General features: G+C 57.9%; 11 protein-coding genes and 1 tRNA gene. 7 read left to right on the top strand and 5 right to left on the bottom strand.

Annotated elements, in window-relative coordinates; all coding sequences use genetic code 11:
- Positions 1-78 precede the first annotated feature (78 nt).
- Genes J7E41_RS14675 through J7E41_RS14665 form a run of 3 tightly spaced genes read left to right on the top strand, consistent with a single transcriptional unit; the run spans position 79 to position 3,656 of the window.
- Positions 79-864: an enoyl-CoA hydratase gene (locus J7E41_RS14675; RefSeq protein ID WP_214993884.1), complete on the top strand. Its 786-nt coding sequence runs from the start codon at positions 79-81 to the stop codon at positions 862-864.
- 2 nt (positions 865-866) lie between these two features.
- A complete protein-coding gene (locus J7E41_RS14670; protein WP_214993883.1) occupies positions 867-2,396 on the top strand; it encodes a 3-hydroxyacyl-CoA dehydrogenase in 1,530 nt (509 codons plus the stop codon).
- 27 nt (positions 2,397-2,423) lie between these two features.
- Positions 2,424-3,656 carry a CaiB/BaiF CoA transferase family protein gene (locus J7E41_RS14665; RefSeq protein WP_214993882.1) on the top strand — a complete coding sequence of 411 codons (1,233 nt, stop codon included), beginning with the start codon at positions 2,424-2,426 and terminating at the stop codon, positions 3,654-3,656.
- Between the two features lie 30 nt (positions 3,657-3,686).
- Here the strand turns inward: J7E41_RS14665 and J7E41_RS14660 are convergent, their stop codons facing one another.
- The 4 genes from J7E41_RS14660 to J7E41_RS14645 form a co-directional block, all read right to left on the bottom strand.
- Positions 3,687-5,207 carry an MFS transporter gene (locus J7E41_RS14660; RefSeq protein ID WP_214993881.1) on the bottom strand — a complete coding sequence of 507 codons (1,521 nt, stop codon included), beginning with the start codon at positions 5,205-5,207 and terminating at the stop codon, positions 3,687-3,689.
- A gap of 177 nt (positions 5,208-5,384) precedes the next feature.
- Complete coding sequence (locus tag J7E41_RS14655; RefSeq protein WP_214993880.1) at positions 5,385-6,029, bottom strand: DJ-1/PfpI family protein; 645 nt, start codon at positions 6,027-6,029, stop codon at positions 5,385-5,387.
- A 189-nt stretch (positions 6,030-6,218) separates the two neighbouring features.
- Complete coding sequence (locus tag J7E41_RS14650; RefSeq protein ID WP_214993879.1) at positions 6,219-6,839, bottom strand: FMN-dependent NADH-azoreductase; 621 nt, start codon at positions 6,837-6,839, stop codon at positions 6,219-6,221.
- Positions 6,836-7,282 (bottom strand): GNAT family N-acetyltransferase, encoded by a 447-nt coding sequence (locus J7E41_RS14645; RefSeq protein ID WP_214993877.1) that lies wholly within the window; start codon positions 7,280-7,282, stop codon positions 6,836-6,838. Before J7E41_RS14645 ends, J7E41_RS14650 begins: the two co-directional genes overlap by 4 nt.
- Positions 7,283-7,369: 87 nt before the next feature.
- On the opposite strand from J7E41_RS14645, the gene J7E41_RS14640 reads away from it, so the two are divergent.
- The 3 genes from J7E41_RS14640 to J7E41_RS14630 all read left to right on the top strand — a co-directional run bounded on the left by J7E41_RS14640 (position 7,370) and on the right by J7E41_RS14630 (position 10,494).
- Positions 7,370-8,770, top strand: coding sequence for a PLP-dependent aminotransferase family protein (locus tag J7E41_RS14640; protein WP_214993875.1), 1,401 nt, complete (start codon positions 7,370-7,372; stop codon positions 8,768-8,770).
- A 163-nt stretch (positions 8,771-8,933) separates the two neighbouring features.
- Positions 8,934-9,009, top strand: a tRNA-Asn gene (locus J7E41_RS14635).
- Between the two features lie 162 nt (positions 9,010-9,171).
- Positions 9,172-10,494: a tyrosine-type recombinase/integrase gene (locus J7E41_RS14630; protein ID WP_214993874.1), complete on the top strand. Its 1,323-nt coding sequence runs from the start codon at positions 9,172-9,174 to the stop codon at positions 10,492-10,494.
- Positions 10,495-12,282: 1,788 nt separating this feature from the next.
- Here J7E41_RS14630 and J7E41_RS14625 read toward each other — a convergent pair.
- Complete coding sequence (locus J7E41_RS14625; RefSeq protein WP_214993873.1) at positions 12,283-12,795, bottom strand: DUF6932 family protein; 513 nt, start codon at positions 12,793-12,795, stop codon at positions 12,283-12,285.
- Between the two features lie 269 nt (positions 12,796-13,064).
- Here J7E41_RS14625 and J7E41_RS14620 point away from each other — a divergent pair, with 269 nt between their 5' ends.
- The gene (locus J7E41_RS14620; protein WP_214993872.1) at positions 13,065-13,847 is read left to right on the top strand and encodes a Fic family protein; all 783 of its coding nucleotides are present in this window, start codon (positions 13,065-13,067) and stop codon (positions 13,845-13,847) included.
- Positions 13,848-14,124: the final 277 nt, after the last annotated feature.

The following is a 14,124-nucleotide window of genomic DNA, read 5'->3' as shown; positions in this document are numbered from 1 at the left end:
CGCTAAATACGGAATGTTATTTCGCATAGCGAAACATGCATTGACCGCACTAACAAGAACATTGCAGCAGGAGTGAATGTGGCCAATTCCGTCCCCCCCGTGGTGTACCTCGACGTCCAGGACAATGGCGTTGCCGTGGTGCGTATCCATCGTCCTGAAGTGAAAAACGCCTTGAACGCCCAGGTCCGTGAAGAACTGGCGCTGCATTTCCGGGCTCTGGCCCAGCGCAAGGACGTGCGCGCTATCGTGCTGACCGGTGGCGAGCAATTCTTCGTCGCCGGTGCCGATATCAAGGAGTTCGCCAGTGCCAGTCCCATCGAGATGTACCGTCGGCACACCGAGTATTTGTGGGAGGCCATTAGCCGTTGCCCAAAGCCCGTGATTGCGGCGGTGAACGGTTTTGCCCTGGGTGGCGGCTGCGAACTGGCGATGCATTGCGACCTGATCGTCGCCGGTGAATCCGCGCGTTTTGCCCAGCCGGAGGTCAAGCTTGGTTTGATGCCGGGGGCAGGCGGTACTCAGCGGCTCGTGCGGGCGGTGGGTAAGTTCCAGGCCATGCGCATTGCGCTGACCGGCTGCATGGTCAAGGCGCCGGAAGCCCTAGCCATGGGCATGCTCAGCGAAGTGGTGGCCGACGACCAGACCTTGCCCCGCGCCCTGGAATTGGCGGCGCAGATAGCCGCGTTGCCGCCGCTGGCGGTGCAGCAGATCAAGGAAGTCATGCTCGCCGGCGCCGACTTGCCGCTGGAAAGCGCGCTGGTACTGGAGCGCAAGGCCTTCCAACTGTTGTTCGACTCTGCGGATCAGAAGGAGGGCGCCGCGGCGTTCTTCGAGAAACGCACACCTAACTACCTCGGGGAATGACCATGGGCGATTCGATCAAGATCATGGGGCTGGTAGGCACCGGTGTCATGGGGGCCGGCATCGCGCAGATTGCCGCTCAGGCCGGTGTGCGTGTGCGGCTGTTCGATGCCCGCGACGGTGCGGCGCAAGCGGCTCGCGACAACCTCGGCGTGACCTTGGCCAAGCTGGTGAGCAAGGGCAAGATCCCCCAGTCGGCGATGGACGTCGCGCTGGAAAACCTGCAGGTGACGGCGGCCATAGATGAGCTGCGCGATTGCGATCTGGTGGTGGAAGCCATCGTCGAAAACCTGGAGGCCAAGCGCGGCCTGTTGCAACAATTGGAAGGTACCGTTACTGAGGACTGCATCCTTGCTACCAACACCTCGTCGTTGTCGGTGACGTCGATTGCCACCGGTTGCCAGCATCCTGAGCGAGTGGCGGGACTGCACTTCTTCAATCCGGTGCCTTTGATGCGGGTGGTGGAAGTCATCGACGGCCTGGCGACGGCGCCGCAGGTAGGCGACCGATTGTTGGCCTTCGTCGCGCGTGTTGGTCACCGTGGCGTACGAGCCAAGGACACGCCGGGTTTTATCGTCAACCACGCGGGTCGCGCCTACGGCACCGAAGCCCTGAAGATGCTCGATGAAGGCATCGCCCAGTGCGGCGACATCGACCGCATCCTGCGCGAAGGCGCGGGCTTTCGCATGGGCCCGCTGGAATTGCTGGACCTCACCGGGCTGGACGTTTCCCATCCGGTGATGGAGTCGATCTACAACCAGTTCTATCAGGAACCACGTTACAAGCCTTCGCCACTGACCCGGCAAATGCTGGTGGGTGGGCGCCTGGGGCGCAAGACCGGACAGGGTTTTTATCGGTATGAAAACGGCCAGGTCATCGACGGCCCACAACCGCAGCCGGTGCCCGCAGTCCCGTCGTTGCCGCCGGTGTGGATTGCCACCGAACACGCAGAAGACTATGAGCGTTTGAGTGCATTGGTGATCGAGTTGGGCGCGCACCTTGAAAGTGCTGCACAGCCTTCGCCTGAGGCATTGTGTTTGCTGGCGCCTTACGGTCGCGATGCCACCTCGGCGTGCGAGCGCTTCGATACAGACCCGGCGCGCACGGTGTGCATTGATCTGCTGACCGACCTGTCGCGCCATCGCACGCTGATGCAAAACCCACTGACCGCGCCCGTTATGCGCGACGCGGCCCATGCGTTGCTCGCCAGCGATGGCGTGGGTGTGACGGTGATTGGTGACAGCGTCGGTTTTGTTGTCCAGCGCACGTTGGCGATGGTGGTCAACCTGGCCTGCGACATTGCTCAGCAACGGATCGCCAGCGTCGAGGATATCGACCAGGCGGTGCAGCTGGGTCTGGGCTATCCCAACGGTCCGCTGGCTTGGGGCGATGCCCTCGGGCCGCGGCGGATCCTGAGTATTTTGCAGCGCATGAGTGAGCTCACCCACGACCCACGTTATCGCCCCAGCCCCTGGCTGCGGCGGCGTGCGGTGCTGGGGATTTCCTTGCTCCATAAAGAGCCGACAGTCGGCTGATTTCGATTCATCGACAGGATAAGAACAATGGGTGCGTTGACAGGTTTGCGGGTACTGGATTTGAGCCGGGTATTGGCCGGTCCCTGGTGTGGCCAGGTATTGGCCGACCTGGGGGCGGAAGTGATCAAGATCGAACGCCCCACAAGTGGCGACGACACCCGCGGTTGGGGCCCGCCATGGATGAAGACCGACAGCGGCGAATCATCGGGGCAGGCGTCTTATTACCAGTCCACCAACCGTGGCAAGTTGTCCGTGGCCATTGACCTGGCCAGCGCCGAGGGCCAGGAACTGGTGCGGGCCCTGGCGGCCAGTTCCGATGTGCTGATCGAGAACTACAAGGCTGGTTCCCTGGCACGCTATGGCCTGGATTACGCGACCCTGGCCGAGCTCAATCCACGGCTGGTCTACTGCTCCATCACCGGCTTCGGCCAGACCGGCCCGCGGGCCGAGGAGCCGGGCTACGACTTCATCATCCAGGGCATCGGCGGCCTGATGAGCATCACCGGCGAGCGCGACGACCTCCCCGGCGGCGGCCCGCAGAAAGTCGGCGTGGCGTTCTCCGACCTGATGACCGGCCTCTATTCCACCGTTGCCATCCAGGCCGCGTTGCTCAGCCGCGAGCGCACCGGCGTCGGTCAACACATCGACATGGCGTTGCTGGATGTCCAAGTGGCGACCCTGGCCAACCAGAGCATGAACTACCTGGCCTCGGGCAAAGTCCCGCAGCGCTTCGGCAACGCCCACGCCAACATCGTGCCGTACCAGGTTTTCCGTGCTTCGGACCGAGACTTCATCATCGCCTGCGGCAACGACAGCCAGTTTATTGCCCTGTGCCAGAGCATCGGCCTGCCGCACCTGCCGGATGACCCGCGCTTCCGCCGCAACGCCGACCGCGTTGCCCATCGTGTCGAGATCGTCGAATTGTTGTCGGCGCACTTTCTCGGGCGCACGGCGGATGAATGGGTGGCGAGTATCCATGCCTCCAAAGTGCCGGTGGGCGCGATCAACAACATCGCTCAATCCCTGGAAGAGCCGCAGGTGATTGCCCGTGAACTGATGGTGAAGATTCCTCACCCGCAGAACCCGGACTTCGCCATGGTGGGCAGCCCGATCAAGATGTCGGGGACGCCGGTGGAATATGTGCGGCCGGCGCCGATGTTGGGGCAGCATACCGATGAGGTGTTGGGTGAGCGATTGGGGTTATCGGCAGCGCAGTTGGCGCAGCTCAAGACGGGTGGAGTGATTGAGCAGTTGGGGTAAATCATGCGGGCCTGACGGAGGGCCCTAAAACTATGATAATCCCGCGTTGCGTGAACCCTGGCGAACCTCCCCAGCGTTCGAGTGAAGCCGGATCACGCGCAGGGCGGTGAAAACCGCAAAGATCGGCGCGAACGCGAATATTCCAAACAACCAGCCCGCAGCGTTCGCCATGCCGGTGATGCCTCCGGGATCAGTGAGGCCGGCAACGTTCGCCACCATTCCCGCGAGAGCAGCGCCCAGCGCGGTGGCGAACAACTGCACGGTTGTAATCGACGCAGCAGCCAGGTCCTGCTCGCCAGCCGACGCGACCTGAAATACACGGGTCAGCAGATGCGGCCAAGCCAGCCCCACGCCAAACCCGATAGCGACGAGTGCGAGGCAGATCGGCGTGACCGTCAGCCAGCCACCTGCACTTTCGGTTCGAATCAAAACAGCAAGCGCCACCATACCGGTCAATCCAAGGATTGGGCCGGCGAGAATCGCGCGCCTGATGCCTTTGCCGCTCGCCCCGGAGCTTGCGATAGACCCTAGCGTCCACCCGGCAGCCATGAGCGCTGCGAGATAGCCGGCGATGAGCGGGGATTGATGGTGGAGGACCTGGAGGAAAAGCGGCACGAATATCTCGCCACTGGTCACGGCGACTGCAAGCAGCGACATCGTTGCATACAGCGCTCCCAGCGCTGAGGTGATTCTGAATGCACTTGCTGGCAGCAGCCTGTGGCGGGCGCGGCTTTCCGTGCCTATCAGCAGGGCCGTCAGGATAGCGGCGGCACCAAGGCCTGCGATATTCCAGGAGAGGATTGGCGAGACGCTACCGACCGAAACGGCGAGAACTGCCAACGTCAGGAAAACGAGTTGGGCGAGTGGAAGCGGCGAGCGCTCTGATCTTTCAGCGTCGCGTTTGGGCAGCACGACCGCAGCCAGCAGGGCGAACAACACTGCGACGGGGATGAGTGACCAAAAAGCCGCTCGCCATACGCCGAGTTCAGCGAAGATGCCGCCGACCGCAGGACCGATCAGCGTAGCCACCCCCCACATGCCGGAGACCAACGCCATCGCACGCGGCCACAAGGTCTCATTGAACACCAGCCGGATCATGGCGTAGGAGAGGGCGAACAGAAAACCGCCGCCTAGCCCTTGAATAAGACGGCCGGCCAGCATGACGGGCATTGACGGGGCAAACGCACAGATAAGCGCGCCGCTCGCAAATACCAGCGTGGCGATGATGTATGCACCGCGCGGCCCCGTGCCGGTCAGCAACCTCGCCGAGAGTGCTGAACCGAGGATGGAGGCCGCGACGAACAGCGTGGTATTCCAGGCGTAATAGTCGATGCCGCCGATGTCCCTGACCACTGACGGTAAAATCGTGGTGGCAATGTAGACGTTGATCGCATGGAGCACCACGCCGCCTGCCAGTGCGAGAGAGCGCACGCCATTTGAACCGGACAGCAGGGCGGTCCAACCTGTATCTGAAGAGCGATCATCCAGAGACGCGCCCACCTCTGGTGCCGATTGCGAAGACTGATCAGATGACGCGTGATGCTTGTTCATGTTGGCTCCACTTCGAGATTTTACGCGCAGTTGCGAGTGAGGCTTGCTTTGGAGGGATATGCTGAGTGAGCGGATTCGCAGTCTTACCCGGCCTCGCGATCAGCTCGACGGTTGTACCGGCTGTGGATGCCCGTTTAGGGCAACTCGGGACCGGTGCCGTTTTGATCGAGGAAGACATCACGCCGACAGGTTGAGTGAATGGCTTTTGCGGGTTGAGGCGCACGCTTCTCCTTGCCGAATACTGAGCCCGATCAAGGCATCATAGAGCTCTTGCTGCCCGGCCGGCAGAACAGGCAGCAGTGTCGCCTGGCGCTTGTCTACATCGAACCAGGACTCAACCAGCCATCCCACCAGATAGAGCGCCGCAAGGCATCCGCCAGCGGTTGCAACGTTCCCCTGGCATACCAGCGGCTGGTCCACGGGCTCCAATCCCAGAGCTAATAAGCGTGATCGTGCGTCCGGGTGGGTAGTTGCTCGTCCGCCGGGCAGCAGTCCAAGCCGTTCGAGAATGAAGGCTCCCGCGCAGATGGAGCCGATTCGCTGGCGTCTGGGATCAAGTTCAAACGAGGGCAGGAAATCTGGAGCGGCAAGTGCGGCGGGTATTCCCTCTCTACCACTGATGAACAGCACCGCGTCGGCGCTGTTAGCCTCGCAAAGCGGACCGTGCACCGGAACAGGCAAGCCGTGTGCCGAATGCACGATAGAGCTGGAGCCCAGTATTCGGACGTGCCAGTCCTTGGTGTTGCGACCTAAAATGTCCCACATCAGGAACAGATCGATGTCGGTGAATTGGTCGAAAGCGACCAGAGCGATTGTCTTCAAGGCGAACTCCATGAGAGGCAAAAGGGGCAATGTGCAGAGAGCGATACGACGCTTACGTTGACCTCGGTAGCCATCGAAAGCAGTTCCTGCGCGGTTGAATACGCTGGGCGGGCGCTCGATTTATTTCCTTCTTGCGATGAATTGAACCACGCTTTTCTACGCTAAATGGCCATTGCGAGGTCCGACGGATCAGGCGCAAACGAGGTGTTTGAACAGCGGCTCCTGTGACAGCCGGGCGCGGGTATCCTGGACCGTTGCTCGGACGGCCTCTTCACCGAACACCAAACCTTGAAGGTAGGTGAAGTGCAGGTTGAACAGCCCGAGGGTGTTAAGTACCTGGCGCAGGTAAGGCGTTAGAAAATCCGGTTGCCGTGCCCGTTCGCCTTGGTGAAAGCCACCGGAGCCGACCAACACGTACACCGGACGGTTGCTCAGCAGACCGGCCTTGCCCTCGGGGCCTGAACTGAACGTGCGGTGAATGCGCAGGACGTAGTCGATCCAGAGCTTGAGCGAGGCGGGGAGCGTAAAGTTGTGCATAGGGGTGGCAATGAGCAGGATATCGCTGCGTTCCAGTTCGCTGATCAGCGCTTCGGAGACCTCGAAAGCAGGTGAGTCGAACGGCGTGGTCGTTGCCAGGCCACGAGCGTAGTCCATACCCAGCGGTGGCAGTGGGTGCGTGCCCAAGTCACGTTCGACCAGTTCGAGCCTCGGATACCGGTGCCGCAGAGATGCTACTAACTCCAGTGCCAACTGGTTCGCATGGGAAACCTGGCCATTCGGGCTGGCATTGATCAACAGAACATTATTCATGCCTGACTCTCTGCCTGAAGGCTTTGCGTGAAGTGCATGCCGTGGGCTAGCAGCCCCTGGCGAAAATAGAAGCGTTGGGCCAACGGCATATGCAGCCCGGTGTCGAGCACGAAATGAGCGCAACCGCGCCGTACGGCCTCCTCGCGAACGGCGCTCAATAGTCGTGCCCCCAGGCTACTGCGCTGCAGGTCAGGCCTCACCACCAGATCATCGACGTAGATGAAACGCCCGTAGAGCAGGTTTTCCAGCTCGCGGTAACCGGCCAGGCCGACCGCCTGCTCACCGTCCCACGCGGCCAATAAACGGTAACCTTGCTCAGTCTGCCGAACCAGTTGCTCCACGTAGGTGGCCGGGTTGGCGACATGCGGGCGCAAGACGCGCATCAGGTCGAAGCAGGCCTCGAAGGCTTCCTTGTCTTCGAGGTGTTGAAGTGTGTAAGCCATGTCCGTCATCCACTGTAGAGAGATAGCAGACCTTAGGGCCGCAATGACTTAATCTACAGGGCCGAAAAATGCATAAATGACTAGGTCATGATTCTTCCCTTCAAACTGGACCGCAGCCAATCAGCGCCGATCTATCGCCAGCTTTATCAGCGATTTCGTGAGTCCATTGTCGACGGTCGCTTGCGGCCGGGAGATCGAGTACCTGCCGTTCGCGCTTTGGCGGCGGAGTTGAACCTGGCGCGTGGCACTGTGGAAGCGGCGTACCAGTTACTGATGGGGGAGGGCTACTTGACCGCTCGCGGAGCCGCCGGGACGATTGTCACACCGCACCTGGCACCCGTTTCCTTACCCATACTCCATGCCCCAGTTTCTTCGACGGAGTACCAGCCCACCCATTCCGGGGCGCTGCCGCTGGCCCTGCAGATGGGGCTGCCCGCGCTGGATGCCTTTCCCCGCAAACTCTGGACAAGATTGGCAGGCCGTCAGCTACGGCAGGCCGGCCTCGAGGGGCTTGTCTACCCGGATCCGCGAGGCCATGCACCTTTACGCGCGGCCATTGCCGCCTACTTGGGCATTTCGCGGGGTATTTCCTGCCACCCGGAGCAGGTATTCGTGTGCGCGGGCTATCGCGCGTGCCTGGACCTGATTAGCCACACGCTGATGCACCCGGGTGATACGTGCTGGATGGAAGAGCCCGGCTACTTCATGGCCAGGAACGCCCTACTGGAAGCCGGCGCCCAGTTGGTGCCGGTTCCAGTGGATGACCAAGGGCTTGACGTCGCGCAAGGCATTGCCCGTTGCCCGGATGCCCGTTTCGCAGTGGTCACGCCGACCCACCAGAGCCCGCTGGGTGTGTCGCTGTCACTGCCGCGTCGGTTGGCGCTACTGGACTGGGCCAACCGCCAAGGTGCCTGGATCATCGAGGATGATTACGACAGTGAATACCGCTATCAAGGTAAGCCCTTGCCGGCCCTCAAGAGCCTTGACCAGCAGGGCTGCGTGCTCTACACCGGTACCTTCAGCAAGGTACTGTTTCCAGGCCTGCGTCTGGCCTATCTGGTTGTGCCGGCCGAGCAGAGCGACGCGTTTGCCCGTCAGGCGGATCGTTTGCATAACCACTGTCCGCATGTCCTTCAAGCGACCGTCACCGCTTTCCTCTACGAGGGCCATTTTGCGCGGCACCTAAAGAAAATGCGCAGCCTCTACGCGCGCCGCCGGCAATGGCTGGTCGATGCGCTGCATCAACAATTTGGCGAGCGTCTACTGATCAACCCTCAAGCAGGGGGCATGCACCTGGTCGCAGGCCTTCGCGAAGGTGATGACATCGAGCTCGCTCAGCGTGCCCGGGCTGTTGGCATAGCCGTCGAACCGCTCTCACAGTGGTACCTGGAAGCCAAGCCCAGGTACGGCCTGATACTCGGCTTCACGAACATCGCCAGTGCCGAACAGGCATCGACGGTGGCGCTGCGATTGGCTCAAATCATCTAAGGGTGTGAGATTTTAGGACTCGGGTAAGTGGCCCGGGACTGATCACACCTACGCTCGCCGGCTTAGGCGCGCCTGGTACACAGCGTACGACATGCTCAATATGGTTGAAGAAATACTACTTAAAGCTTGACTTATCCTTTTCAATCAGTAACATACGGCGCATTCCGCGATAGCTCAGTTGGTAGAGCAAATGACTGTTAATCATTGGGTCCCTGGTTCGAGTCCAGGTCGTGGAGCCAGACAAGGTTCCAGAGAAAGCTAACACAGTCTCTGAAACCCCCGAAAAACCCGCCTTCTGGCGGGTTTTTTCGTTTTGGCGTTCTGTCGGATTCCGGTAGGTACCAGCCATTTTAAGGGTAGAGTTTGGGATAAAGGTCAGTTCGATAAAAGGGAGTACCCTTATGTCGCGCACTACTGCTCCACTCTCCGACGCCGCTTGCCGTTCGGCCAAGCCCACAGACCGCGCCTACAAGCTTTTCGACGGCGACGGCCTTTACCTTCTAGTCCAACCCAATGGCCGCAAAGGCTGGCGTCTCAGATACGTCAAACCTGATGGCCGGGAAGGACTGACCTCATTCGGCAACTACCCCATCGTTGGCCTCGCCGATGCGCGCCGCAAGCGCTTGGAGGTCAAGCGAATGCTGGCGGATGGCATTGACCCCATAGGCGCCAAGAACCAAGCCAAGACGGACGCTCTGATCAAAGGCCGCACCTTTGAAAGTGTTGCCCTCGGCTGGCACACGGAAATGTCAGCCAAGTGGGCACCGGACTATTCCAAGACAGTGATGAGTCGCCTCAAAACTCACCTCTTCCCGCTGATCGGCGCCCGCGCCATTGTCGACCTTGATACCCACGACCTTATGCGGCCCCTGGACGCGATTAAGAAGCGCGGAACGATAGACATTGCTTTAAGGGTACAAAACTACCTGCAGAGCATCATGCGCGAGGCAAAGCGACTCCGGCTTATCACCGTAAACCCTGCTTACGACCTCGTAGGCTCGATCAAAGCCTCGCGGGTCGTCCACCGCCCCGCCTTATCCTTATCGCGCTTGCCTGAATTGCAGGAACGGATCGACACCTATAAAGGCCGCGCAATTACCCGGCTGACGGTCTTGCTGTCGCTGCACGTGTTTGTACGCTCCAGCGAGCTGCGCTTCGCCCGCTGGAGCGAGTTCGACCTCAAACGTGGCGTCTGGGAAATACCCGACACGCGACCAGCGTTGGAAGGCGTACCCTTTTCCACAAGGGGTACGAAGATGGCAGGCGATATCCATCTTGTACCCTTATCGCCGCAAGCGATCGCCCTGCTCGAGCAGATCCACGCAATCACAGGCAAATTTGACTTGGTGTTCGCAGGCGATACCAAGTCTTGGAAACCAATGTCCGAAAACACTGTGAACAGCGCGCTTCGGAAGATGGGGTACGACACCAAATCCGAGATCTGTGGGCATGGGTTTCGTTCGATGGCCTGTAGCGCACTGATCGAGTCCGGTTTGTGGACGGACACAGCCATCGAGCGGCAGATGAGCCACAAGGAACGCAACAACGTCCGCGCCGCTTACATCCACAAGGCCGAGTTCATCGAGGAGCGCAGGCTGATCATGAACTGGTGGAGTCGCTACCTTGAGACTAATAAGCAGAAGCATGTCAGCCCACGCGAATTCGCCAATCAGACGGGTGCGAATCTCACTCGCCTAAAAGCAAAACGTGGCGCAACTGAGTAAGTACTCGGCCCTTATATCTCAGTGATCCGCTCGTCCACGCGGGTCCATCCAAACAGGACTGCAAAGCCGCCCTGTTTGGATGGACCTCACTTAAAAAATCTAAAGCCCACGCAATTGTCTGTGGAAAACCACTGATTTCCAGTAGTGGATAATTTCATCCACAGCCGCAGAACTCCCGAAAATTCGAGCCTTGACCCAAATTCTCCACAGGCGTAGAAAAGGTCAGGCAAAGCGCTGTCATTGACAGCAACCCAGGTAGCCAGAACCTTTAAGGCTACGCTACGCCGTGGTGGTTCTCCCAAAGTGCGATTAGCGTCCGGTGGTTCGCACGATCACTCACCGAGTGATGGATGCCCACTTCAGATCATTGCCATTGCGGCAAATACATCCCTCTACCCAACTGCCCTGCAGCAACCTATCCGCGTGGCCATTTCATTGCGCCAACCTGCGCCCGTCTCTTTCTCCCGGAAAGAGACGGGCGCTCCTACCGCTGCTGCAGCCCAACTCGTACAAGGCTTTGCGGCATTCCCCCTCGTGACAATTGGCGTGACAAACACCGACGTCACCAGCAACAGCGATGCAGATGATGGTGCCGCAGCCCACGGAATGGACTGCACCTGACTGACAGTCAGGCACGCCCCGGTCATCGCGTCACTGCCTTCACCTGACTCAGGATCTCGCGGTGCCGGTCTCGTCAGCCAGCGCAGCCTTCACCCGCCCATTTCTTCGGAAGTGTTCAGGAGGCCAGATCATGAGATGCCCAAGCTCCCGGTCGTAAGGAGCCGTGAGCCCCGCGTTAATGGATAACCCTCACAGGTCGCAGGGGCCTTGATCCCTGATAACACTCAACATTCTTGGTGGGATGACGTGAGGAAGGTTTTAAATGTTTTGACTTCGAGAGGCGTTCGATCATGGTATGGCCGGCAATTGAGCTATGCCGGGCCGCAAGTGTTATCGCCAGCGCAGGATTGACCCAGTTACCGAAATTTTACTGACCCAGGCTCCTACCTTGTGAACCATTACCAGTGCTGAATTTTTTCCGATTGGTGCTGGGGCAGCCTGGCATCGGCCACTGGGTCAATTCGGTGTCAGCGCCAACATGCAGACCCTACCAGTAAAGAGTGGGTGGGCGAGGAGGGGATAAAAGCATGCCGACTGGTCACGAGCCAGGTGAATCCTTTAATACTGAAACCCTCCGCTTATTTTCCTGCGCCTGACGAAGTGATTGCCTTTCTGAGCCAAGGCATGAAGCCGCCACCTTCGATGAAAAACCAATTGGGTGTAGAGCTTTGCTTGTATTCCTTACGGACAAAATCAGCGCATTTGGCGCCTTGGGATGTGATGGCGAACATGAGAAGGGCGTCTGCGCTAAGGTCATCTGGCAAGGATTTTTGAAGCGGGTAGCGGATCAAGCAATCCTGAAGTGGTTCAGTAAACGTTGTAGCCCGGCTCGCAACGCGAGCCAAGCTGCTTCAGTTAAAACGATACGCCTGTATCAGGGGCGCCATCGGCAGGATCTGGCTCAGGAGTCGTCGAATCAGTGGTGGTATCACCGGAAACTAGCAATAGTTCTTCTGCCGTTAACTCTCTCATTATCAGTTCTATTGTGTGGATTCTATAATTGCTGAGGTGAAGTTGGTTTTTTGTGTCATGACCATTAAACGGTATGTCATATCTAGTCAATTAATCCGTAGGGTTGTGCGGACAGCTCATAGTTAAATATAAGAATGTAATTCTGAATTACGCAGTATTTGTGAAGGTTTCTTTGAGATAGCTCGGGTGCGCCGTTCAGCGTTTGCAGTCAATTAATATCAAGCCGGTAGGGACGCCCTCGGCGTTTTTTCTTTGCGTGTACAGTACCGCAAAAAATAACGCGGCTTTCCACATGATGAGCGGATTGGAGTCCATAGGGATCAGTCGGGCATCTAGGTCTTGCTTTTTCATCTGATATTGCCATTGCTGAAAGTCCAGTGTGCTCGTTTCGGCGCTCAATGAGTAGAAGAGCACGCAATCCAGATCGCCTGGGATGATCGTTGAGTCCAGAAAACTTCCACCGATCAGTATGATTTCAACGCCAATATCAGCCATCGCCAACTCTACTATAGCGGTTTTAAGTCGTGCGCAGAGCAAGCTCCTTTTTGGATCTTTAGGTTCTTCAAAAAAGCTTGAAAGGGACGTTATATAAGGTGCTGAATTGATTGGGTTGCAAGTTGACTTGTTGTCAATGAAAGCTGGGAATTCCATGGTCTTGGCGTTGGAGTAATGCTGCGAAAAAAGCGAGTCTAAGTCGGTGTTGGCCATTGTGAATTGTCCAATTGTGTGAGGTGAAATCTGGTTTAGTTTTAATTTGGTGGGGTTGCTGGAGTAGACAATGTATTACGTGCCTGCTGAGGGGCGCAACTTGTTAAGCAGGGGGAGGCTAATAAAATAACGAATCAATAAAAGTTTCACACGAATTTTGGAAAAGTGTCATATTTCGTTGGTAGAGTGCTCTTTCTTGAGGGAATACCTATTTTCAAGTGTTGTCGTCGCAAGAGTTATTTGTGCGCGAGGCATAGGACCGGAATGAAATGGATTTTGTCGTGGCAAAAGTAAAAACACATTTTAGAAAATCCCTAGCTTATCCAGTTGGATTGGTGCTGGCTGAGGGAACGGTTAAATCAGTGCTTAACGCTCAGGCAAGACTTGAGATGTATAAAAATAAGCCGTGGCCTGTTTCGCCCGGATCGGTATCGGCAGTGTTGGCGTGCGATGCCAAATCGCGGTGCTTCCAACATCCGCTGTTCGAGCATTATGCAACGAATAATGCGTTGGAACCCTTGAATAATAGAACGCCTACTGAACAACAGTATGTTGAGGTGTTTTCATCAGCACTTGAACAGTCTCTGGTCACCTTGAAGTACTCGACGATTTGTGAACTGTTGGAAACCGCTGCCTGCGCGCTCACAGGCACCGCTGTAACAATCAGGACGACGCGAGTAGGTGTCAGGCCTGATAAGCGTGGCTGCACAGTAGAGTTCGTTCAGGCGGCTGATATACCATCGGCACTTATGGCCCTTTGGAAGTATGTGGCCGATTTACCGAGCAGTCGCCAAGACTTATTTGGTGCATCCGTTGCTGCCGTAGGGCTAATGAATTGTCATCCATTCGTAGATGGTAATGGGCGATTGGCACGTGTGTTGTTCAATGCCCTGATGGGGCGTACATCGCAAAACTACATTCCCTTATATGACTTTTATAACTGTTCGCCCGGCGCTCATGTATTGCGCATCCGGCAGGCTGAGCTATTTGGCGAGTGGGATGATTGGGTGCGCTTCCATTGCGACATCATTGGCTTTATGGCCGATCAATAGGTTTATTTCCTCAGAGGGAATTGAGGCGCCCATCAGGGCAAATAACCAACGGGCGGGCCATGGAAGGCTCTTTCCGTCACCAAGGAGTTATCAAATGCGTGTACTGACGGAAAAAGAGTTGGCGCTAGTATCGGGCGGCCAGACGACGGTTGAGCCTGTCACTGATTGGGAACCAGGAGAGTTTGAGTGGTTGGGATCAAATGGCGGTTACACAGGACCGACTTGGACTTCGGGTAATACCAGCGTCACCGTAGGCGGTTCAGCTTCGGGAGGCGAG

The sequence above is a fragment of the Pseudomonas fluorescens genome (assembly GCF_018614655.1).
GTDB classification, from domain to species: Bacteria; Pseudomonadota; Gammaproteobacteria; order Pseudomonadales; family Pseudomonadaceae; genus Aquipseudomonas; species Aquipseudomonas fluorescens_BX.
This window is presented reverse-complemented; position numbering and strand designations above follow the sequence as displayed.